This window comes from Kaistella sp. PBT33-4 (assembly GCF_029194425.1).
Lineage (GTDB): Bacteria > Bacteroidota > Bacteroidia > Flavobacteriales > Weeksellaceae > Marnyiella.
On the sequence record NZ_JARFYL010000004.1, the window covers coordinates 143,381 to 166,997 of the forward strand.

Annotated in this window: 21 protein-coding genes and 1 other RNA gene; 16 read left to right on the plus strand and 6 right to left on the minus strand. The window is 42.3% G+C overall.

All coding sequences use genetic code 11. The features are described from left to right. Position 1 precedes the first annotated feature (1 nt). Positions 2-99: signal recognition particle sRNA small type (gene ffs / locus P0M11_RS09440), an RNA gene on the minus strand. A gap of 47 nt (positions 100-146) precedes the next feature. Between ffs and P0M11_RS09445 the strand changes: the two genes are divergently transcribed. From P0M11_RS09445 to P0M11_RS09480, 8 genes are all read left to right on the plus strand, one after another. Further along, positions 147-722 carry a DUF4199 domain-containing protein gene (locus P0M11_RS09445; protein ID WP_275625447.1) on the plus strand — a complete coding sequence of 192 codons (576 nt, stop codon included), beginning with the start codon at positions 147-149 and terminating at the stop codon, positions 720-722. A 23-nt stretch (positions 723-745) separates the two neighbouring features. Then, the gene (locus P0M11_RS09450; protein ID WP_158064021.1) at positions 746-1,696 is read left to right on the plus strand and encodes a glycosyltransferase family 2 protein; all 951 of its coding nucleotides are present in this window, start codon (positions 746-748) and stop codon (positions 1,694-1,696) included. 22 nt (positions 1,697-1,718) lie between these two features. Further along, entirely contained in the window at positions 1,719-2,420 is a 702-nt protein-coding gene (locus P0M11_RS09455; protein WP_275625448.1) for a DUF2807 domain-containing protein, read from the plus strand. A gap of 170 nt (positions 2,421-2,590) precedes the next feature. After that, entirely contained in the window at positions 2,591-2,839 is a 249-nt protein-coding gene (locus tag P0M11_RS09460) for a four helix bundle protein (RefSeq protein WP_229723858.1), read from the plus strand. A gap of 99 nt (positions 2,840-2,938) precedes the next feature. Then, positions 2,939-4,657, plus strand: coding sequence for a phospho-sugar mutase (locus tag P0M11_RS09465; RefSeq protein WP_275625449.1), 1,719 nt, complete (start codon positions 2,939-2,941; stop codon positions 4,655-4,657). 95 nt (positions 4,658-4,752) lie between these two features. Beyond that, entirely contained in the window at positions 4,753-5,496 is a 744-nt protein-coding gene (kdsB, locus tag P0M11_RS09470) for a 3-deoxy-manno-octulosonate cytidylyltransferase (RefSeq protein WP_275625450.1), read from the plus strand. A 37-nt stretch (positions 5,497-5,533) separates the two neighbouring features. Next, on the plus strand, positions 5,534-6,196 hold the full coding sequence (locus P0M11_RS09475) for a histidine kinase (protein WP_275625451.1): 663 nt from the start codon (positions 5,534-5,536) through the stop codon (positions 6,194-6,196). Positions 6,197-6,876: 680 nt separating this feature from the next. Beyond that, positions 6,877-7,446, plus strand: coding sequence for a glutathione peroxidase (locus P0M11_RS09480; RefSeq protein WP_158064026.1), 570 nt, complete (start codon positions 6,877-6,879; stop codon positions 7,444-7,446). A 15-nt stretch (positions 7,447-7,461) separates the two neighbouring features. Here P0M11_RS09480 and P0M11_RS09485 read toward each other — a convergent pair whose 3' ends face one another. Continuing rightward, positions 7,462-8,118, minus strand: coding sequence for an NAD(P)H-binding protein (locus P0M11_RS09485; RefSeq protein ID WP_275625452.1), 657 nt, complete (start codon positions 8,116-8,118; stop codon positions 7,462-7,464). 81 nt (positions 8,119-8,199) lie between these two features. Here P0M11_RS09485 and P0M11_RS09490 point away from each other — a divergent pair, with 81 nt between their 5' ends. The 4 genes from P0M11_RS09490 to P0M11_RS09505 all read left to right on the plus strand — a co-directional run bounded on the left by P0M11_RS09490 (position 8,200) and on the right by P0M11_RS09505 (position 12,603). After that, positions 8,200-8,553, plus strand: a complete 354-nt coding sequence (locus P0M11_RS09490; RefSeq protein WP_275625725.1) for an MmcQ/YjbR family DNA-binding protein — start codon at positions 8,200-8,202, stop codon at positions 8,551-8,553. Positions 8,554-8,694: 141 nt separating this feature from the next. Next, positions 8,695-8,997, plus strand: coding sequence for a hypothetical protein (locus P0M11_RS09495; RefSeq protein ID WP_158064029.1), 303 nt, complete (start codon positions 8,695-8,697; stop codon positions 8,995-8,997). A 14-nt stretch (positions 8,998-9,011) separates the two neighbouring features. Further along, positions 9,012-9,791: a GLPGLI family protein gene (locus P0M11_RS09500; protein WP_275625453.1), complete on the plus strand. Its 780-nt coding sequence runs from the start codon at positions 9,012-9,014 to the stop codon at positions 9,789-9,791. A 160-nt stretch (positions 9,792-9,951) separates the two neighbouring features. Beyond that, a complete protein-coding gene (locus tag P0M11_RS09505) occupies positions 9,952-12,603 on the plus strand; it encodes a hypothetical protein (protein ID WP_275625454.1) in 2,652 nt (883 codons plus the stop codon). On the opposite strand, the gene P0M11_RS09510 is transcribed toward P0M11_RS09505, so the two are convergent. Continuing rightward, positions 12,600-13,520, minus strand: coding sequence for a bifunctional riboflavin kinase/FAD synthetase (locus P0M11_RS09510; RefSeq protein ID WP_275625455.1), 921 nt, complete (start codon positions 13,518-13,520; stop codon positions 12,600-12,602). The genes P0M11_RS09505 and P0M11_RS09510 overlap by 4 nt on opposite strands. 102 nt (positions 13,521-13,622) lie before the next feature. Here P0M11_RS09510 and atpD point away from each other — a divergent pair, with 102 nt between their 5' ends. Then, on the plus strand, positions 13,623-15,131 hold the full coding sequence (gene atpD / locus P0M11_RS09515) for a F0F1 ATP synthase subunit beta (RefSeq protein WP_275625456.1): 1,509 nt from the start codon (positions 13,623-13,625) through the stop codon (positions 15,129-15,131). A gap of 69 nt (positions 15,132-15,200) precedes the next feature. Further along, complete coding sequence (locus P0M11_RS09520) at positions 15,201-15,482, plus strand: F0F1 ATP synthase subunit epsilon (RefSeq protein WP_158064034.1); 282 nt, start codon at positions 15,201-15,203, stop codon at positions 15,480-15,482. Positions 15,483-15,530: 48 nt separating this feature from the next. Here P0M11_RS09520 and P0M11_RS09525 read toward each other — a convergent pair whose 3' ends face one another. The 3 genes from P0M11_RS09525 to P0M11_RS09535 form a co-directional block, all read right to left on the minus strand. Continuing rightward, the gene (locus P0M11_RS09525) at positions 15,531-16,697 is read right to left on the minus strand and encodes an alpha/beta hydrolase (RefSeq protein WP_275625457.1); all 1,167 of its coding nucleotides are present in this window, start codon (positions 16,695-16,697) and stop codon (positions 15,531-15,533) included. A gap of 158 nt (positions 16,698-16,855) precedes the next feature. Then, positions 16,856-18,130, minus strand: coding sequence for an aminotransferase class I/II-fold pyridoxal phosphate-dependent enzyme (locus tag P0M11_RS09530; protein WP_275625458.1), 1,275 nt, complete (start codon positions 18,128-18,130; stop codon positions 16,856-16,858). Between the two features lie 104 nt (positions 18,131-18,234). Next, on the minus strand, positions 18,235-19,272 hold the full coding sequence (locus P0M11_RS09535) for a cysteine synthase family protein (protein ID WP_275625459.1): 1,038 nt from the start codon (positions 19,270-19,272) through the stop codon (positions 18,235-18,237). Positions 19,273-19,472: 200 nt separating this feature from the next. On the opposite strand from P0M11_RS09535, the gene P0M11_RS09540 reads away from it, so the two are divergent. Further along, positions 19,473-22,958, plus strand: coding sequence for a DUF2723 domain-containing protein (locus P0M11_RS09540; RefSeq protein ID WP_275625460.1), 3,486 nt, complete (start codon positions 19,473-19,475; stop codon positions 22,956-22,958). Positions 22,959-23,041: 83 nt separating this feature from the next. Further along, positions 23,042-23,569, plus strand: coding sequence for a DUF1697 domain-containing protein (locus P0M11_RS09545; protein WP_275625461.1), 528 nt, complete (start codon positions 23,042-23,044; stop codon positions 23,567-23,569). Positions 23,570-23,617: the final 48 nt, after the last annotated feature.

Consider the following 23,617-nt stretch of genomic DNA (forward strand, 5'->3'; position numbering starts at 1 on the left):
AAAATGGCAAGCGATCTACATCACACCGCTACAACCGTTTACCTTTGCTGCGTTCCCACCCTGGAGGATTCACAGGAGCTGGTTGTGTAGGACTTGCCGCTGCAAATATACAAATATTTATAAAACTTCAAACTTTAATTTCATTTATGTCCAAAAATCCTGTTACCCTGGGTATCATTCTCTTCGTTATCACGATGCTGCTTTTCTTCACCGTCTACCTTATAAGCGGTGTGGATTATTTTAACAACAGTCTTATTGTCAATGCCTTCGTACTGCCTTTGCTGTACTGCATATTCGCGTATCTATCGGTAAACAGTTACTGGAAATCAAAAGGTACAATTTCTTTCAAAGAGGCCTTCAGCAAAGCCTTTACGCCTATGTTCGTGGGAGGTTTTCTGTCTGTAGTATCTATGTTTGTGTTCCTGAACTTTGTAGATACCGATGCCAAAGATCTTTTGAATTATCAGTATGTGGAACGCCAGAAGGCAGAACTGAACAAAGAGTACGAATCTGCAAAACAGGTCCTGGCAAAAAAGGAAGATATTGAAGAACTGGAGATCAAATACCGCCAGCGCATCCAAAGTTTTGAACCCGAGCGTGTAAAGGACAAGGACATGCTTACCTTCAGGCTATTTTCCTCCTACTTTGCGGCAATCCTTATTTTTTACTTAATTTTATCCCTGTTTTTCGGAGCATTTTTCCGCGGCAGAACCACAAAATAATTTATTCCATTTTATTCAAATCAATGAATTTATCCATCATCATCCCTTTATTAAATGAAGAGGAATCCCTGGAAGAACTTTTTTCCAGAATTGATACAGTATGCAGAGGAGCAAATCTGACCTATGAAGTCTGGTTTGTAGACGATGGCAGTACCGATCTGTCCTGGAGCATCATAGAAAACCTTAAAGTGCAGCACCCGCAGATCAATGCCATACGGTTTTCGCGAAATTACGGTAAATCCCAGGCCTTACATGCCGCCTTCGAAAGGGCTCACGGCGATGTAATTATTACAATGGATGCGGACCTTCAGGATTTCCCGGAAGAGATACCCGAACTGTATCAGATGGTGAAAGAAGAGGATTACGATATCGTTTCAGGCTGGAAAAAGAAAAGATTTGACAATGTAATGACTAAAAACCTGCCCTCTAAACTTTTTAATTCGGCGGCCCGCAAAGTTTCAGGTGTGGAACTTCATGATTTTAACTGCGGACTTAAAGCCTATAAAAAGCAGGTTGTAAAATCAATTGATGTCTATGGCGATATGCACCGCTACATTCCTGTACTGGCAGCCAACGCAGGCTTCCGCCGCATCACCGAGAAAGAAGTTCAGCACCAGGCCAGACCTTACGGAACTTCCAAATTCGGGACGGAACGTTTCGTGCGCGGATTCCTTGATCTGATCACCCTTTGGTTCGTTAGCCGTTTCGGTGGCAGACCTATGCACTTTTTCGGTGCAGTGGGAACCATCATGTTCATTATTGGATTTCTTTCAGCACTGTGGCTTGGCATTTCCAAACTCATCGACGTATCGCGGGGCGTGTACGGACACCTGCTTACAGACAATGCTTTTTTCTTCATCGCACTTACCATGATGATTCTGGGGTCACTGCTTTTTATTGCGGGTTTCCTGGGCGAAATGATTATCCGGACCACCCGGGATAATAAGCATTACCACATTGACCAGGTAATTTAGCGTAACTATACGAATGTGAAGTATGAAAAACGGTTGTTTACTGATTCTGATTTTTAGCCTTTTATCCTGCGGAAAAATTAAACCCGAAGGCGATATTGAAAATCGGGATATTAAGGTGGAGGAATTTACAAAACTTGACCTGAAAGGTAAATTCCGGGTCTTTTACCTGCGGTCAGCGGATAATTTTGTTAATGTGGAGACCTATCCGAACATTTTGGATAATCTGCGGATTAAGGTGAAGGATAAAACCCTGTATATTGAGGAAAAAAGGGAAACCCAGGGAGTTGATTTCTACAATATTAACATCTATTCAAGGTACAGTCCCGCCAGTATTTCAATAGCAGATTCTGCCGAGATGACCCTTTCCAGTGAGATAAAAACAGATAATTTCAAACTAAGCCTGAAAGATAATGCCAAGTTCATTGGCTCGGTCAATACCCGCCGGGCCGAAATTGATCTGATGAATACCAGCCGCGCCAATTTTCAGGGACAAACACGCGACGCTGTGATTAAGATAGCAGATACTGCCAACCTGATCGCACCTTACTGGATGATTACCAACCTGAATATTGACTCCAAAAACGGGAATTACGCGGAAGTAAATGTAAAAGACTCACTAAAAGGAAAGATTGGTAATACGGCTAAATTCCTTTACTATAATGACCCTATCCGCGCATTTAAAATTGACAAAACAGCAAATGTGCAGAATAAGTTACTGGAGTAGGGTAGAATGGAGCAAGGAAGATGGAAGTCGGGAGAAGGAAGAAAATAACCGGTTTAACCTTAAACCATAAGTTTTAAATTTGAAAAATTAATTATTTGGCAAAAGGCCATGGATTACGGAGAAAAAATTCATCATATGGCAGCCGGTTTTCCAAAAGATGAAATTATAATTTGTCCTCCCAGATCCGAAGAGCAGCAGATTCTATTGCTTTAAATATTTCGGAAGGTTCTATTTTACAGTCAGCTGCCGAATTCCGAAAGTTCCTGGGATATGCTATACGTTCGCTGGCGGAAGTGGTGACCTGTCTATATAAAGCAAATAGGAGAACTTATAAATATGAGGGTAATTTTATTAATTTATACAATCAAAGTTTTAATCTGATGAATCAAATTATAGCATTCAGAAACCAATTGAAGTAGGGCTGCAATTTGTGGATAGTAAATAAATCTGGACTTCCCGCTTCCAACTTCCATCTTCCAACCTATAACATCATTCATAACAACAAACACAAATAAACAATGACTACATTAGAAAAAGCTCAGCTTTGGCTTACCGATACATTTGACAATGATACCCAATCCATTATTAAACAGTGGATTGCCGGAAACCCCGAAGAACTTGAGGATTCCTTTTACCGCGAACTCGAATTCGGCACCGGTGGAATGCGTGGCATCATGGGCGTGGGTACAAACAGGCTTAACCGTTACACGCTCGGCCAGGCCACACAGGGACTTGCCAATTATCTTCATACCCAATTTCCCGGCGAGGAAATAAAAGTCGCCATTGCCTACGACGTACGTAACAATTCCAAAGAATTTGGGAAAATGTGCGCTGATGTGCTTACGGCTAACGGTATCAAAGTACTGCTTTTTAAAGAACACCGCCCTACACCTGAGCTTTCTTTCACCGTGCGGGATAAAAAATGTAATGCCGGTATCGTATTAACAGCCTCGCACAATCCACCTGAATATAACGGCTATAAAGTGTACTGGAACGACGGTGCGCAGATTGTTCCGCCACATGATGCGGCCATTATTAAGGAAGTCTACGCAGTGAAATTTGAGGAGATAAAATTTACCGGAAACGACGAACTTATTGATTGGATAGGAGAGGAGCAGGATGACGTCTATATCGACGCCTGCATAGAAAATTCTCTCTACCAAAAAGATAAAACAGGTTACGATAATCTGAATATCGTGTTCACCTCAATACACGGCACAACTTATACTACTGTTCCCCAGGCTTTGAAGAAGGCTGGATTTGCCAAAATTGACCTTGTAAAGGAACAGATGATACCAAGCGGTAATTTTCCCACGGTAGAGTCTCCCAATCCTGAGGAACCGGCCGCGCTGGAAATGGCCATGGACCTGGCACGCATCACCAACGGCGATATTGTGATCGGTACCGATCCGGACGGCGACAGGCTTGGCATCGCGGTACGCAACCTGGACGGTGAAATGCAGCTGCTGAACGGTAATCAGTGTAATACAATTCTGACCTATTACATCCTTGATCAGTGGCAGAAAGCAGGCAGGATTACAGGAAAGGAATTCATCGGTTCCACCATCGTGACTTCCGATATCTTTTTTGATATTGCTGAGAAATTCGGTGTAGACTGCAAAGTAGGCCTTACCGGTTTCAAGTGGATTGGAAAGATGATCCGTGATTTTGAAGGTAAAGAAAAGTTTGTTTGCGGCGGCGAGGAAAGCTTTGGTTTCATGACGGGTGATTTTGTTCGCGACAAGGATTCCTGCGGCTCAATTCTTCTGGCCTGCGAAATTGCTGCCTGGTGCAAAGCCAACGGCAAAACAATGTACCAGTACATGATTGAGATCTATAAAGAGATTGGGATGTACTATGAAGGGCTTATCAACGTAGTGAAAAAAGGCCGTTCCGGAGCCGAAGAGATCGTAAATATGATGCGTGACTTCCGTGAAAACCCGCCAAAGTCTATTGCCGGCTCGCCGGTTGCCGAGATTAAAGATTTTCAGGAGCAGTCCATGGTTAATGTGACTACAGCCAAAAAGTCTGTAATGGACGATATTCCGAAATCAAATGTGCTGATATGGTATACAGAAGATGGGACAAAAGTTTGCGTTCGCCCTTCCGGTACAGAACCAAAGATCAAGTTTTATGTCTCTGTAAAAGATTCTTTAGATTCGGAAGCCGAGTTTAATTCAAAGCTGCAACTATTGGATCAGAAGATTCGTCAAGTCAAAGCAGACCTTAATCTGTAAAGAAATTGAACACCTTATCCACATAGTTAGATCATTGATTATTACAATTCCACAGCTTAATGCTTAAAGCCTAAAGCTTATGGCTCCTTATCCTCATGAAAATTATCGCCGTAATACCCGCCCGCTATGAAGCCAGCCGTTTTCCCGGAAAACTGATGCAGTTGCTGGGCGACAAAACCGTCATTTCTACCACCTACAGAAATGTGATCTCCACCGGTCTTTTTGATGAAGTTTTTGTGGCTACGGATTCAGAAATCATTTTTGACGAGATTGCCCGAATTGGAGGAAAAGCGGTAATGACCGGAACTCATGAAACAGGAAGTGACCGTATTGCTGAAGCTGTACAGAATATAAACTGTGATATTGTGGTAAATGTGCAGGGCGATGAACCCTTCCTGAAACTTGAACCTTTGACCCAGCTTATTAACGTATTCAAATATGATGTTGAACACCGGATTTCACTCGCTTCCCTAAAGATTAAACTTTCGGAAAAGGAGGATGTTGAGAATCCGAATAATGTAAAAGTTATTACCGACCTTAACGGATTTGCAATGTATTTCAGCAGGTCTGTCATTCCGTATTCGCGTGATGAATCTTATGCCACAGAATATTTTAAGCACATCGGCGTTTATGCCTTCAGGAAGTCGGCGCTGCTTAAGTTTGCAAGTTTGCCCATGAGCCCGCTGGAATCTGCCGAGAAAATAGAGTGCATACGTTACCTTGAGCATGGCATGAAGATCAAAATGATCGAAACCGATTTTGTGGGCGTGGGAATAGACGTTCCGGAAGACCTTGAAAAGGCAAAACTAATCCTGGAAGCACAACGGAAAGGTCTGTAAATAATAGTATATATTTGAAAAATATTTGATTGACTGAATGAGAAAGATAATTGCAGTACTGATGATCATGATGTGTGGATTGGTAAATGCACAAACAGCGAAGGAAATCATTGACAAAAACATTGAACTGAGCGGCGGACTGACCAACTGGAAACTCCTGAATACTGTAATGCTGCAGGGCAGGGTGACCCTTGGAATTAATGACGAGTACCCAATTAAAATTTACCAGCAACGCCCTAATCTTAGCAAGACTTCCATCATCATCGGAAAAAAGGAAACAGCAATTGAAGGTTATGACGGTAGAAAAGGCTACGCCATGAATTATGCGAACAACAGGCTGCAGGAATATCCGAATTTTATTGCCGAAAGCTTCGACAACGATTTCATAGACTGGGAAAGTAAAGGTTTTGAGGCAAAATATCTTGGAAAGGAGAAAGTAGGAAATACCTATTGCCACAAAGTGCAGCTTACTAAAAATGTGAATACCAGCTTTTATTACTTCGATACAAAAAATTACCAGTTGCTGAAGGAAGTGAAGAAAGACGAAAGCCTGGTGTACAGCGATTATAAGAAAATTGGCAGCCTGATGATGCCATTCCGCATAGAATCTTCATCTGCGAAAAAGGACAGCGATTATGTAATCCTGATCAATAAAATTGAGATCAACAAAGTTTTCCCGGACAACACTTTCAGGTTCTGATACTGGTGTAAGGTTAGATATCGCTCAGCTTAAACTAACATCATGTTAAATAGAGATTTTTTTTAGAATTTTAATAAAAATAATTGGGCTTTATTTTTTTATTGAAGTAATTTTTATTGTAATACCCTCTCAAATTTCGTTTGTAGGATTTAATTCTGAATTCAGTGGAAAAATTGGCACCATAATCTATATATTTATAACTGTATTACTCTCAGTCGCAATTCTTTACTTCCTGATCAAATTTCCAGATAAAATTATAAACTTGTTTCAACTTGATAAAGGTTTTGACAACAATCAAATATCAATTACCAATTTTAATGCATATAACATTCTTACAATTTCACTTGTTGTAATTGGCGGATTTCTGATAATAGAGAATGTGACGACTTTAATATCTTTATTATACCAGGAATTTAAATATAGTAACAATCCAATGTTTCCAAGAAATGAGAACAGTTCTTTGAATATTATACTTACAGCATTAAATATCATTCTAGGCAGCATATTGATTATTTACAGAAAGAATATATCGGCTCATTTTGAAAAATAATGAGATAGACTGGAACCTTCAGCTGTGGATTATCGTGTTTACCCTAATTTTTTCTTTTGCTATATTTACATGATTTATAACACTTGTCTAATGCGTCGCGTAGTGAAACATCTCACAATTTTTTAACTCTATGAAAAAAATATTCATCTTCCTTCTTGCTGCAGGTGCGTTTTTGCAAAGCTGCACCAATATGAAAAAGGAACAGTCACCGGAAACATCAAATGTTATGAAAAGTATATACGATTACAAAGTGGAAAGCCTGGACGGCGGACAGATTGATCTTGCAGATTACAAGGGTAAGAAAATCCTGATCGTGAACACAGCTTCAGAATGTGGATTCACCTCGCAGTATGCCGATTTGGAAGAACTGTCAAATACCTATAAGGATAAACTTGTGGTGATAGGGTTCCCGGCCAATAATTTCGGCGGACAGGAACCGGGTACAAATGAGGAAATCGGTGCCTTTTGCCAGAAGAATTTTGGGGTAACCTTCCCAATGGCGGCCAAGGTATCTGTAAAAGGGGATGATACCGCACCTTTATTCCAGTTCCTGACCCAAAAAGAACTGAACGGTGTTAAGAATACAACCATCCTTTGGAACTTCACTAAGTTTCTTGTTGATGAAAACGGTAAGCTAATAGATTCGTACATCAGTACCACCAAACCAACCGACGGCGCCATTACAAAGCACCTTAAATAATACACAGAACGGCAATCAGCCGTTCTTTTTTTCTGCAAAACTGAAAATGTTGCCCAGTTTGATCTTGGAATAGCCGTTGGATTTGATCCCGGCTGCATTGATCATGGCTTTAGCCAAGATGGGAGTTGGCAAAGGTTTCTGCTGCTCCAGGATGCCGAACTTATTGGCAAATTTAATAATCTTGCCACCCAGTACTTCACCTGTACGTTCCGAATCCCGGCGGTCCAGCATACCTGGGCTGAAGATCGTAAGTTTATTAAAATGAAGTTTTTTCACTTCATCCTCAAGCTCACCTTTCATTCTTGAATAAAAGATTTTTGATTTTGGACTCGCGCCATAAGCGGACACCAGTATAAAATCGTCTACACCGTTTTCCTTCGCATTTTTGGCAAAATCCAGCTGATAATCAAAATCAACCTTTCGCTGCGCCTCTTTGCTGCCGGCGTCCTTCAGTGTGGTGCCCATACAGGAAAAGGCCACATCACCTTTCACCAGATCTTTCCATTCGTTGGGTTTATCAAAATCGACAATATGTGCACTAAGTTTTGGGTGTTGAGACGTCAGCGGTTTTCTCACAAAAACATCCACCTGAGTGAATCCACTGTCCTGCAGCAGTTGGTTTACCAAATCTTTTCCGGTGGCGCCGGTGGCTCCTATAATGAGTGCTTTCATACGTTTCTGATCTGCAAGTTTAAATTCTAAATGACTGAAATGTACGGAATTTTAATTAATATTGAGGTTGAAGACCACATTATGGAAATAGACGAGATACTGGCGTATTGCAATGGAAAAAAAGGAGTGGAAGAAACTTTCCCATTCGATCAGGAAACCCTGGTGCTCAAAGTAGGCGGCAAAATGTTCCTCCTGATCCCGCTGGAGCAGCAGCCACTGACCATTGCCGTAAAGACTGACCCCGAATGGAGCGCAGACCTTCGTGCGCAGCATCCGCAGATCACTGGCGCCTACCACATGAACAAAACCCACTGGAACTCGGTGGTGTGCGAAGGCCTGAAAAAGGATTTGATCCTAATACTGATCGATCACTCGTATGAACTTATCTTTAAATCATTGACAAGGAAAAAGCAGTTAGAGTTATACGATATGTAGTGAATGTGCAGATAATATATAATTTAATATAATAATGCTTGCGGGACTTAATTTTTTTTTTTTTTTCTTTGATGTATTCTTAATAATGGCGAAAATATTAGAATAAACAGTTTAAGTTAAATTTAAAAAATTAAAAACGTTATGAAAAAAATTATCTATCTAACTGCCTTCTTCGCCACTTATGGACTGACAAATGCAACACCAACGTCATCCGGTATAAATAGACCTTTGCCCGCGATTCTCGATATTTCGACTTGCTATCACCAAACGGTCACAGTTTATACTGATCACTGCGGTAAAAACGTTGGCACGACCTTTTCGCCATTGGTAGCTTTTCCGTGCGGTGATGGGCAGCCTGAAAATTCCGTTTCTCAAACCGAAAATCACATACAACTACCTCCTCCGCAAGGCCCACTCAAGCCCTGTACGAGTCTTGAAGCATAAAGATTGTGTATAATATGAAAAAATACATCATATTGCTAATCCTCCTGGGTCTTGCTGAATTAACTGAGGCCCAGGGGATTTTAATTGAATATTCATATATTACTTTCGGAAACAATAAGGGAGCTAAAGCTTTCACTTTTTCCAATGAGCACGAGAATACCTTCATGATTGGCGACGGTAAAAAAGGTGAGTATGGATATAAGGACGTGCTGGCAAACCCTGATTTACTAAATCCCTATTACCTATATAGCTACGATAAAACCAATGATACCTTTTATCAGGCTTTACCTTACTTTTTTACCACCGTTCCGGAGTTTGAAAGTAAATTTGCCGCAGATAAGGTTGGTGCTTTAAACTGGGTAATATCAGGTGATAAAAAAACCATTCTGGGTTATGAATGTACCAAAGCAACTGCGGAATTTCGGGGCCGCAAGTGGGAGGTGTGGTTTACAACGGCACTGAATGCTGAGGCATTTCCGTGGAAATTGCATGGTCTTCCGGGCGTAATCCTGGAAGCGCGGGACTCAGAGAAATTATTTTTATTTATTGCCGATAGAATCTCTGTGAATTCCGAATATGATAATGTGCCGGGAGTTAAAAAGTTTTTCTCAAAAAACAGGACCGATGCCGTAGACTATAAAACAGTAATCGAACATCAGAACAGAGGATTAATGGAGCTGCAGTCACAGCAGCTGTCCAAATATCCCTCCGGAACGCAGTTTCAGGGGATACCACACTTTCGAAGCGGTGAGTTTGAAAGGCAACATGAATGGAACGACACTAAAAAGAAATGATATTTTTAATGTACGTAGAGTTTTCTGTCCTTCAACGATGTTGTAGATCCACTGTATATGCACACATCTAACCTTCCTGAAGGTGCGTAGCAGAATTCATGTATCCGCTTTGTGGAGATGGAAATTCCCTTTCAATAGCAAGCGATATTAAATAATATTAATGAAGCATTTATGTGTACTTTTCACCATACTGTTTATAAAAATTTCTGCACAGTCAGAGATTAAAGGAATTGCGGTAGCCGAAAATGGTCAGCCAATTGTTCGGGCCAACGTTATTCTTTTTAATGCGGCAAATGAAATTGAAACTTTCGGTTTTAGCGATAAAACCGGAAGTTTTTCTGTTTCTACACAAAAAACAGGAAACTTTACGCTGCAGCTTACGGCCTTCAACCATCAACCCAAAAAAGTAGAATTACTTCTGAACTCCGGGACTAAAATCGTCGATCTTCAGAGCGTCGAAATCTCCAAAATTCCGGAACACGAAATTAAGGAAGTGGTCATTACCAGGCAAAATCCGGTCCGCATGAAAAAGGACACGGTAGAGTATACCGCGGAAAAATTGGCCTCCGGCACAGAAATGAACGTGGAGGAACTGCTTAAAAAACTGCCTGGAATCACCGTAGAAAGTGACGGCAAAATAAAATTTAACAATAAGGAAGTGGAGCGCGTGATGATTGAGGACGATGATCTTTTCGAACGCGGCTACCAATCCCTTACCCAGAATATGCCGTCGCAGTCACTGGACAAAGTGCAGGTGCTCACCAACTACTCCCGCAACAAACTCCTGAAAGACGTACAGAATGATGAACGCGTGGCCATAAACCTGACACTGAAGGAAGATGCCAAGGGAAAATGGTTTGGAAATGCGCTGCTGGCTTCCACCAGCTATATGGAAAACATGCACCAGGTTAAAGTGAACGTCATGAATTTTTCAAAAAGAAGGAAACTCTATTTTCTCTACAACCGGAACAACCTGGGACTGAACGAAATGGGTGGCGTAGCCTACCTTATGAATCCGGCACAGGAAACCGATGCAGAAAATATTGGCAGTAACCTTAGCATCAATTCTGTCATTCAGCTTCATCAGAAAAACAGTCAGTTCAGTGATAACCGCACGAACTTCAATGATGACCAGCTGGCATCACTAAACTATATCTACAATTTCCGTAATGACTGGAAACTGAAATTCGTAACTGTTTACAACGACATTGAGAACCGGAATTACACGGATAATACTTACCGTTTTATGTACGACGGACTTCAGTTTACCAATATTGAGAGTAAAACATGGAAGCAGAACATCCGCAATTTGGTAGGGAAGCTCGAACTGAGCAGGGAATTCAGCAAAAATGCCAATCTGCAGTTTTATAGCAAGACCTCCTCGGTACACGAACGAAACAGTAACGATTTTATCTTTAACGGTGCACTGAATCAGCAGTCTGGTAACAACCGTCTCACAAGTACAGAAAGCAAAATATCCTACACCAAAAAACTGGATTCGTCCAAAGCTTTAGTGGCGGTCGCCAGACATTATTATTATGACCGACCCTATAATTTCACCGATGAAAATGAAGTGTTTACCTATATCACAGGAAATCCTGAGGCCAGGCGGATCCGTCACCAGCTTTATTCACAGCTGAATTTTGCGGGAGCAAAAATATCATATCTGAACAGATACAGTGACAGTAAATACCTTGAACTTCAAGTGGGCGATGAATACAGATCCGAGAAACTGAATTCGGAGATCCGTTTGTTCAGTAATGATTTTGAAGAAATTAACTTTAACAGTGCAGAATTTATAAACAGGCTGTACCTAAAGCAGAACCGCATTTTTGCGAAAGGAAAATTTAGTCACAACTACAAAAACTGGAAATATACTGTGGATCTGCTCTCGGAAATGGTTTCATCAGACTTCAACCGTACCCTGCAGTCGGAGCTTTTTGTATCCCCAGGATTCCATATCGGATATGAGGACCGAAAGACCGGAAGTTTCACTTTATACGGAAACCGGCGGTTCACACCGCTGGGAATCGAAAATCTTTTGCAGAACTACATCTATCTGGGCAACCGCAATTTTACCGAAGGTACGGCCGGTTTTCAGCTGCTTCCCGATTACAGCCTCGGATTGTCCTACAGTTTAGGTGATCAACTCACTAAAAATCTGAACTTCAGTGTAAATTATATGCGTCTTGAGCGGTTTATGTCCAACAATTCACTGGTAAACAAAAACTACACATTAAACCAGACCATTCTGGTTGAGGATAATGATACATTCTTTGCCAATCTGGAGGTAAGAAGGTATGTACGTTTTGTAAAATCACGCTTCAGCCTGCTGGGAGGATTTATGTCTTCGGGCTATAAAAACAGCATTAACGGGCAGGAACTGGTAGAAAGCACATTTTCCAACAAAAAAGTAGGTTTTGAAATGAAATCCGGCTGGACTAAGAAAATCAATTATGAGCTGGGCTATGACTGGACATTTTCCAGGTTGAAATCTGTTTCGTTCACGAATGACTATTTGGATCAGAAAGGTTTTTTTAATCTATACTACAACTTCAGCAGTGAATTCAGGATCCAGGGAAATTTTGAATACTATCATTTTGGAAATACGCCGCAGAAATCCACTCATTTTCTGGATATTAAAGCGGATTATATGATCAAGAAATTAAAAACCAATGTTTTCCTCCGCGCCAACAACCTGCTGAACTCAAGCACCATTCAGCGCTATTCACTGACTAACGTGAGCGAAAGCATTTATACGCAGCGTCTGCTGCCAAGACATGTGGTTTTGGGAATTAACAAGAATTTTTAGAAAGGAAATTCAGCGGTCAGCCTTTTATCCTCATCCAGTCTTTCAATCAGCTTTTCCAGGGATTCAAACTTAATTTCATCGTGCAGAAAGGAACGGAAGTTCACTGAAATTTCTTCACCGTAGATATCCTCATTAAAATCCAGGATATAAACTTCGGTGGACAGGGAAGTGCCGTTGACGGTAGGGTTGGTGCCGATGCTCAGCATTCCTTTGTATTTTTGGTTTTTTACAAAGACTTCCACGATATAAGCACCTTTTTTTGGCAAAAGCTTTAGGGGATCGGTCTCTATATTTGCCGTAGGATAACCAATGGTGCGCCCGATTTTTCGCCCGCTCACAACTGTACCCGAAACCGAAAATACATAACCCAGCATCTCATTTGCCTCGATAATATTTGCCGACGCCAGAGCATTTCTTATCTGAGTGGAACTGATGTTTTTGTCGTGGTAATTCACAGCTTCCACCTGCTGGACTTCAAAGCCATATTCATCCGACATCTGTTTCAGGAGATTAAAATCACCACTTTTATTTTTGCCGAACGTATGGTCGTGACCAATGATCAGATGTTTTACATTCAGGTTCTCTACCAGGATTTGTTTCACAAATTCAGTACCGCTGAGATTGCGGAAAGCTTCGTCAAATTCCTTCAGGAAAAGATGCTCCACGCCGTTCTTTTCAAGCAGATAAATCTTCTCTTGTATGGTGTTCAGCAGTTTCAGGTCATCATTCGGATTGAATACCGTACGCGGGTGTGGCCAAAAGGTAAGTATTGCCGATTGCAAACCCTTTTCCTTACCAATAGCATTTAGCTGACTGATTATGGTCTGGTGGCCGCGGTGCACCCCGTCGAACATACCTATAGACAGTGCCAGCGGCGTTTTTTCCTGGTGTTCGTGGAAGTTCCGGATGATTTTCAAAAGGGTGACTTTTTGGTGGTGCAAATATGATAAAAATCTTCTTTTGAACCAATTGCAGATTTGGGAACTTTGATTATATTTGCACAACGAAAAAATTTAGCAATGGCAAACCAAATTAAAGGAAAAATTTCGCAAATTATCGGTCCGGTAATCGACGTAGTTTTTAAAGGAGCAGAGGAGCTTCCGAATATTTACGACGCACTGGAAATCGCCAAAACCGACGGCAGCAAAGTAGTTCTGGAAGTAGAGCAGCATATTGGAGAGGATTCTGTAAGATGTATCGCAATGGATGCGACAGACGGTCTGCAGAGAGGGCAGGAAGTTATTGCTCAGGGACGCCAGATTACAATGCCTACAGGTGCGGAAGTATACGGTAGACTTTTTAATGTTGTTGGTGATGCCATTGACGGAATCCGTGAGGTTTCCAAAGAAGGAGGTCTGCCAATCCACAGAGAAGCACCAAAATTCGATCAGTTATCCACTTCTGCGGAAGTTCTTTTTACAGGTATTAAAGTTATCGACCTTATCGAACCTTATGCAAAAGGAGGTAAAATTGGTTTGTTCGGTGGTGCAGGTGTTGGTAAAACGGTACTGATCCAGGAATTGATTAACAATATTGCAAAAGGTCACGGTGGTCTTTCGGTTTTTGCCGGTGTAGGTGAAAGAACCAGAGAAGGAAACGACCTTTTGAGAGAGATGCTGGAATCCGGCATTATTAAATATGGCGATGAGTTCATGCACTCCATGGAAAATGGAGGTTGGGACCTGTCCAAAATTGATCTGGAAGAAATGAAAGACTCCAAGTGTACTTTCGTATTCGGACAGATGAACGAACCACCGGGAGCAAGAGCACGTGTAGCCCTTTCCGGTCTTACGATTGCAGAATATTTCCGTGACGGTGACGGACAGGGACAGGGAAGAGACGTTCTTTTCTTTGTCGATAATATCTTCCGTTTCACACAGGCAGGTTCTGAGGTATCTGCACTTCTCGGCCGTATGCCTTCAGCGGTAGGGTACCAGCCAACACTGGCCTCAGAGATGGGTGCGATGCAGGAAAGGATTACCTCTACAAAGAACGGTTCCATTACATCTGTACAGGCAGTTTACGTACCTGCGGATGACCTTACCGACCCGGCTCCGGCAACTACCTTTGCCCACCTGGATGCTACCACGGTACTGGACAGAAAGATTGCTTCCCTTGGTATCTATCCTGCGGTAGACCCATTGGCTTCAACTTCCAGAATCCTGACTCCGGAAATCCTTGGTGAAGATCACTATAATACAGCACAGAGAGTGAAGGAAATCCTTCAGCGTTACAAAGCCCTTCAGGACATCATCGCGATTCTTGGTATGGAAGAACTTTCTGAAGAAGATAAACTGGTTGTTTACCGTGCAAGAAAAGTACAGCGTTTCCTTTCTCAGCCATTCCACGTAGCGGAGCAGTTTACAGGTCTGAAAGGAGCATTGGTAGATATTAAAGATACCATCAAAGGCTTCAACATGATCATCGACGGTGAGCTGGATCAGTATCCTGAAGCAGCCTTCAACCTGAAAGGAACCATTGAAGAAGCTATTGAAGCTGGACAGAAAATGCTGGCGGAAAACGCTTAATCAGACATAGGATCTCAGATTTCAGACTTTCTGAAATCTGAAATCTGAAATCTTCAAATCTAGATTGACATGAACATAAAAATTTTAACTCCGGAATTTGTAGTCTTCGAAGGCGAAGTGAAATCGGTTTTGCTTCCCGGAAAGAACGGTGATTTCCATATCAAGAAGGACCACGCTGCCATTGTTGCCTCACTGATTAACGGAAAGATCAGAATCTTTACAGATTCCATCGGAGAAAAGTATGCGGAGAAATTTGTTCGCGAGAACGAAAAGGAAAACGTTTACTCTTTCAAAGTGAAGAGCGGGGTTATTGAATTCAATAATAACCAGGGCATCATTCTGGCAGAATGACTGAATCCTGAATCCGAATAATACTAAGCTCCAGAAATGGAGCTTTTTTTATGCCTGACTTTCACAAATCCGAAAGTAGCGGTCGTGCTTTTTGTGGATATTTCTGTGGGCTATTAATTCTTCATGTTCGCCTCTTAACGTAGCCAAAATATCACGCTGTACTTCCGAACTTGTTAGGTATCCCCAATGGTCTGCAATATCATGCAGCTTGCTCCCCAGGTCATTTTTGGTGTGCGAACAGTCTACAATTACAACATTGTCAGGCAGATTATTTATAGCAACAGGTCCATATTTTCCCAGTCTGGGTGACAGGATATTTTTGGAAAGGGTAGAAATGGACAGAACATCATCACTTTTATGGATATAGACCGAAATCCGGTTGGCCAGTTTGGTCAGTTTGTATAGCGACTCATCTTCTTTGTCAAAAGAATTGACGGAAATGTCGGAGTTCAGCAACAGGACCTGGTCCAGGACTTTCATAATTCCGCTGCTTTTCATACAGATAAGTGCACTCCGCAGAAGTCGGTTTCCCATAGAATGAGCCATCAGATGAATGCGCTGACCGCAGAAATCAAGTACGGGATCGGCCAATACCTGTTTAATAAATTCATTATACTTCAGCATCATCTTGTAAAATACCATTCCCGCGTCTATGGAATTTCTTTTGTCATCGATATACGTATATGGGAACAGCGATTTAGACCCCGGCCAACTCAGCAAAAGCAGGTTCTGCACCGGAGAGTCAGGATTGTCTATGTATTGCCTTTTTAGGGTCTCAATGGCTTCCAGCTCATCACTGAATGTATATGAATACCCATGAATGAACACGAGTAGATCGCCACGTTTTCCGGCGCTGGTTTCCAGCATGGAACTGTAGAACTCATAAAACATCCGCTGGCTGCCGCGCAGCCGGTTCAGTTTGTCTGGCGAGGCCTTTCCTTTATGTTTGAGTTCCAGTAGTACTTCCTTTACGGGAAGATAATCATAGTCAAAATAGTCAGAAAGTATCTCATGTGCCCTGTCGGAATGTGTTTTCAGGAGTTTTTTATATTCCTTTTTGTGCATTCCTTCCGCCGAAGGCGGCTGATAGCCCAGAAATTTTGCGATGCGGAAACTGGATGTCCCCGTCTGGCTTTCGAAACAGAATTTGGACAGCGTCTTGTTTCCTTCTTTGACCTGTGAGATTTCCCTGTTGCTGATGATGAAGATGGCCATGATAATTGGTTTTCAGATGCTGAACTAAGTTATGCCAAAATTTATTCAACTGCAATACAGCGGTTGCAGCAGTTTAGGTCATCATTAATGACCGGTCTGAAGCCACAAAAAAACCGTCTCGCAAAGCAAGACGGTCAGTTAAATAGGAGAGGGTTGGGTTAATCTGCCTTAAAAGACAGGCCCTGTTCTTCCAGAAGTTTTCTTTCCTGCTCTTTATACACGCCGGAAGTCAGTTTATCATGAATGGCATCGAAGGCATCCAGCGTTTCGTTGATTTCAGCATCGGTATGCGAGGCAGTAGGAATAAGTCTCAGCAGGATCATTCCCTTTGGAATCACCGGATAGATGACCACTGAGGTAAAGATGCCGTAGTTTTCACGCAGGTCCTTCACCAGCATTGTCGCTTCTACAGTAGATCCCTGCATCATCACCGGCGTAACGCATGTATTGGTATTACCCAGGTTAAATCCTCTTTCAGCCAGACCGTTCTGCAGCTTGTTTACATTTTCCCAAAGTTTATCTTTAATCTCCGGTCTTGTACGCAGCAGTTCCAGTCTTTTCAGGCCACCTATAACCATCGGCATGGTAAGCGATTTTGCGAAAACCTGTGAACGTAAGTTATATTTAAGGATTCTGATAATCTCTTTATCACCCGCGATAAATGCTCCGAATCCTGCCATTGATTTGGCAAAAGTGGAGAAATAAATATCGATCTGGTCCTGGCAGCCCTGTTCTTCACCGGCACCGGCACCGGTCTTACCCAATGTACCGAAACCATGAGCATCATCAACCAAAAGACGGAAATTAAACTTGGATTTAAGGTCGCATATTTCCTTCAGTTTACCCTGCATGCCGCGCATCCCGAAAACACCTTCTGTAATCACCAGGATACCGCCGCCGTGTTCTTCTGCAACTTTTGTAGCTCGTGCCAGGTTCTTCTCCAGACTGGCTATATCGTTATGCTTGAAGGTAAAGCTTTTACCCATATGCAAACGCACACCGTCTACGATACAGGCATGAGAATCTGCATCATAAACAATTACATCATGACGGGAAACAAGCGCATCAATAGTAGATACCATTCCCTGGTAACCAAAATTCAGCAGGTAGGCAGCTTCTTTTCCAACGAATTCCGCCAGTTCACTTTCCAGTTGCTGGTGCTGTGCAGTCTCGCCGGACATGGCACGCGCACCCATAGGATAAAACATTCCATATTCCGCAGCGGCTTTTGCATCGGCTTCAAGCACTTCAGGGTGATTGCAGAGTCCCAGGTAGTCATTGGCACTCCAGAAAACAACCTCACGTCCCTGAAACTGCATACGGGGTCCTATAGGTCCTTCCAGTTTAGGAAATACAAAATAACCTTCTGCGTAATCTGCAAACTGTCCCAGGGGTCCGGGATTCTGTTTGATACGTTCAAAAATATCTACCATTTAATTTGGGTTTATTGTAAAAATATTGGCTGCAAAGTTAGCTAAAATGATACGTAAAAAAAAGCCTTTTGCGCATTGCAAAAGGCTGTATAATAGAGATGATTCTATTTGATGTATTCGGTCTTGAAAACCTCGTCGTAATTGTGTACACAGTTATTAACAAATCCCTGCTGAGCCATCCACTCGTCGCTGTATACTTTGGTTATATATCTTGATCCGTGATCCGGAAAGATCAGCACAACCACATCATGCGGACCGAAAGGATGCGCCTGAGCGTACTGAATGAGTCCCTGGGTCACGGCGCCACAGGTGTAGCCACCCATAATTGCCTCCTTCAGGGCGATTTCTCTGGTGCGGTAGGCAGACATTTCATCATTTACCTTTACAAACTGGTCAATTTGGTCAAACAGCAATGCTGAAGGCAGCAGATTCTTACCCATGCCTTCAATCTGATAGGGCTTGATATCCATTGGATTAATCTTGCCCGTTTCATGATAACCTTTAAGTATGGACCCATCTGCATCTACTCCGATAATCTTTATGTCCGGATTTTTCTCCTTAAGGAATTTAGCAGATCCGGAAAGTGTACCTCCCGTACCTGTACAGGCAAAAACGTGAGTTACCTTACCCTCAGTTTGCTCCCAGATTTCGGGTCCTGTAGTCTGGTAATGGGCGTCTATATTGAGTTCGTTGAAATATTGATTAATGTATACTGAATTGGGCGTTTCTGAGGCAATTCTTTTGGCCACCTCATAATAAGAGCGCGGATCGTCTGCCGGAACATTTGCAGGACAAACATACACCTGAGCGCCCAAAGCTTTCAGATAGGCAATTTTCTCTGCCTTCGTTTTGTCACTAACGGCAAGTATGCATTTATAACCCTTTACTATCGAAACCATGGCAACCGAAAATCCGGTATTGCCGGAGGTGGTCTCAACAATTACAGAATCTGGGGTCAGAATTCCTTTTTCTTCAGCTTTTTCTATAATATGGAGGGCAATCCGGTCTTTAGTGGAATGTCCGGGATTGCAGGACTCAAGTTTGGCGTACACCTTTGCAGGGATGTCCCTGGTCACGTGATTAAGTTTCACCAATGGAGTATTTCCGATTAAGCCAAGAATATTATCGTAAACATTACTCATTAAATATATTTTTTCTCAAAAAAAATCATCGACAAAAATACAAAAAAAAGTATTAGTAAATAATTTCCTGATGCTTTTAAGACCGAGGTTTCTTTTGACAGCTGCAGGCTGCAAGCAAATATTGCACCATGACTTTATATAATAACAAACCGGGGATAAATGCCGGAAAAATGCTATTTTCGCATGATTTGTAAATTATTATGAAAAACTGGACATTTAAGAAATGGAATACGGTAGTGGGATGGGTAATTTTTGGAATTGCCTTTCTCACCTACCTCTCGACTGTTGAACCAAATTTAAGCTTCTGGGATGCAGGAGAATATATTGCCTCTGCGGTAAAACTGGAAGTGACCCACGCGCCGGGTGCTGCACTTTTCCAACTCGTGGGAGCTGTGGCGGGACTTTTCGCTTTCGGAAACGGTGCCAATTATTCACTCATCATTAACTCAATGTCGGCGCTGTTCAGTGCGTTCACTATCCTGTTTTTGTTCTGGACCATCACACATCTTGTGCGCCGTTTGCTGAATAAAGATTTTGAAGATGTTACGGTACACGAAGAAATTTCCATTCTTTTTGCCGGCGCCATCGGGGCCCTGTGCTTTACATTTTCAGACACCTTTTGGTTTTCGGCGGTGGAAGGGGAGGTATATTCCATGGCATCCATGTTCATTGCATTGATTGTCTGGCTCATCACCAAATGGGAAAATGAATATGATCAGAACGACAGTCAAAGATGGATCATCCTGATTTTCTTCGTGGTAGGGCTTTCGGTAGGTGTTCACATGATGGCCATGCTTGCTATTCCGGCGGTTTGTCTTATCTATTATGCGCGCAATTATGAGTTTACCTGGAAAAACTTTGCGGTGGCAAATGTCCTTACGCTCATTGTCCTGATCCTTGTATTCAAAATTATCTTCCCGGTGATCATGACGATGTTCGGTAAACTGGAGATATTCTTTGTGAACGGTATTGGCCTGCCTTTCCACTCGGGAACAATTGCGGCATTCATCCTTATGACGGCGCTATGCTATTTCCTTCTTAACTACAGTGGCAAATCGGGGAACAGCGTTCTTCAGACCGCCTCACTATCCCTTGTTTTCATGATCATTGGTTTCTCCTGCTGGCTGGTGATTCCGATCCGGGCCAATGCTAACCCGCCAATGAACCTTAACAATCCGGATACCGCCATCGGTATGCTGGATTATTACAACCGCGAACAGTACGGTGACTGGCCTACCTTCTACGGTCAGAACTATACCGCCAGTCTGGACGCCAACGGTATCCTGAAAAATGAGGACGGAAGTTTCAAAAGTAAGAAGACCGGCGATATTTACGAAAAAGACGAACAGTCCGGCAGCTACCGTATAGTAGGCGAGCGTTTTAATTATGTTTACTCGCCTAACCATGTAGGTTTTATGCCGAGGATGTTCAACGATGATAAAAATGTCATGGCCAACTACATCAGTATGTATGGTGCACCTGATTTTTCCTTTAATTATGATAATCCTGACATTGCCGACAGTCCTGAGGCCCGGAAAATTTTTGATGAACTTCGTGCAAAATATGAAGACGGCTCTATAAGCGTATCGGATTATCTGGAGGTTCGTCCTTACAATCTGATTAATGTTCAGAAGCCTTCACTGGCACAGAACCTCGATTATTTCTTCAGTTTTCAGAACGGTTATTATTTCCTGAGATACCTTATGTGGAATTTTGCCGGTAGGCAGAATGACCTGGAAGGTAATATGGAAAATACCAACGGAAACTGGATTTCAGGCTTCTCTTTTATTGATGATGCACGTCTGGGAGACCAGTCCAGGTTACCGGCAAAATTCAGCAATGACAGTACCGTAGCTTTTTATTTCTTGCCGCTTATCCTGGCCATCATTGGGTTTTTCTTTCATCTAAACCGTGACTTCGGACGTTTCTACGCCCTGCTATCCCTCTTTGTTCTAACCAGCGTCGGAATTATTTTCTATACCGGTGTAAAACCCTTTGAGCCCCGCGAAAGAGATTACGCAATGGTGGGATCATTCTATGCCATCTCGATCTGGATCGGCCTGGGGGCCGCGGCCATTCTTTGGTATCTGCAGTCCAAAGTAAAATCCAATGCTGCTAATATCGTTGCAGGAGTTCTACTTCTTGGGATTCCATTTATGATGGGATTCCAGAACTATGTGCCTCATGACAGAAGTGAGCGCTACTCTGCATATGACTATGCTCATTCTGTCCTGAAATCGCTGCCTAAAAACAATATTCTGTTTGTTTATGGTGATAATGATACTTACCCTGTATGGGGTCTGCAGGAAACAGAAGGCTTCCGCGACGATGTAAAAGTGGTGAACTTTACGCTGCTTTCCACTCCATGGAATATTGACCAGGTGAAACGCCGCACTTATAATTCCAGCGCTGTGCCCGGAACACTGAAGCACGACGACTACCGCGACGGTACGAACGACCAGATTGTTGTGTTTGACGCCGACAATCTGCAGGGTTTCATTCAGAACCAGTTACAGAACGGTGCACCTGAAAGTATATTCGCGCCATTTACCAAATACATCGCTCAGGATTCGATGACCGTAAAGGAAGCTGTAGAATTTATTAAAATGAAAAGCCCTGAAAAAGATGAAATGCTGAAAATGCTTTTCGGTCAGGAAAAATATGAGAAATTCAATTTCATCCCGGTTTCACGTTTTGTAATTCCGGTAAATAAGGCCAACGCTGTGAAATCAGGTGCGATAAAGGCCACGGATTTGCCCGCAGCGGTAGATCAGATTACGGTAGAATACAGACGCGGTACCATGTTCAAGAACAACCTTATTTTACTGGATATCCTGGCCAACTTCGACTGGAACCGGACGATTAACTTCTCCAACGGAGGTGTATATGACAGCGAGAATATATTTTATCTGGATGATTATCTGCAATATGACGGATTCAGTTACCGTCTGGTTCCAATTAAAACTTCGGCCAGAGAAGATGGTGAAATGGGCCGTGTGGATCCGGAATCGCTTTATAATGTGGTAAAGAATTTCAGATGGGGCAATTTCAAAGATTTAGATGTTCATTTTGATCAGACCTCTACTTCAAATATCATGAGCTACCGAAATTCAGCCGGACGAGCTGCTGAAGCCCTGGCACTTTCGGGTCAGAAACAGAAAGCACTGGAAATCCTGGATCTGGTATCACGTGAAATCCCGGTTTCCAAATACAATGATCCGCGATCACTGAGTTCCATAGCCTACGCCTATATAGTGGCAGGTGAGGAACAGAAAGGACTTAAACTGGCAGAGCAACTGAAAAAAGGCATCTTTGAGGAATATGACTATTATAACAGTCTGACGCCGGAGCAGCAAAAATTTGTAGGGCGGCAGATGCGTACCAACACGATGGAGTATTCCATGGTTGTGGCCGCAGTGAGTGATGCTTATAACAAGACCGGAAAACCTGATAAGGGGTATGCTTACCTGGTAAAATCTCTTGAACCTGTGGACAAACGCTTCAACAGCTTCATCAAAAACCTGGAGCAGATGGGCAGGGAAAAAGCCTACCGCGAAAGTTCCAAAATCCAGCGTATAACGCCGTTCTACAGTTACCTTTTTGATGTGATGAAGCCCTACGATTCAACCTATGCAAGCGAGAAGGAGGACCAGATCACCAGAGCAATGATGAGGGTTACCCAATAATTACCCTAACAATTAATCACAGGCGGACTTCAGTCCGCTTTTTTATTGGTTATATTTGTATTTAAATCTTTTGTAAAACCTGTATGAAATACTGTGCCTTCCTGCGCGGAGTGAATGTAAACGGGACTTCCATGAAAATGGCAGAAGTTTGCAGCGTGTTTGAATCAGTTGGAATGGAGCAGGTAACATCTGTACTTGCTTCCGGTAACATTCTTTTTTCATCAGAAAAGAATCCTGAAATAATTAAAGCAGAACTTGAAAAAGCCATGTCCGCTCATTTCAGTTATGAAGCTTATGTGTTTCTGCGGAATGAGAATGAAATTGCGGACATGATTTCCCAAAATCCTTTTGAAGCTGACGCCGATTTTCACACCTATATTTTTGTGGGACAGGCTGACATCGAAAAAGAATTGCTCGATATCTTCAGTAATTCGTCAAAAAGTAAAGATGAAAAAGGGCAGGTGGTAAACAGCACATTCTATTGGCAGGTATCTAAAGGAAATACCTTGCAAAGTGCTTTTGGAAAGGTATTGGGCCGGAAATCGCTGAAAGATAAACTGACCAGCCGCAATGTGAACACTTTTGTTAAGATTTCAAACAAATTCAAATAAATTATAGGAACTGAAACATTGTAAAGCCTTACTACAGACTCAATTTTA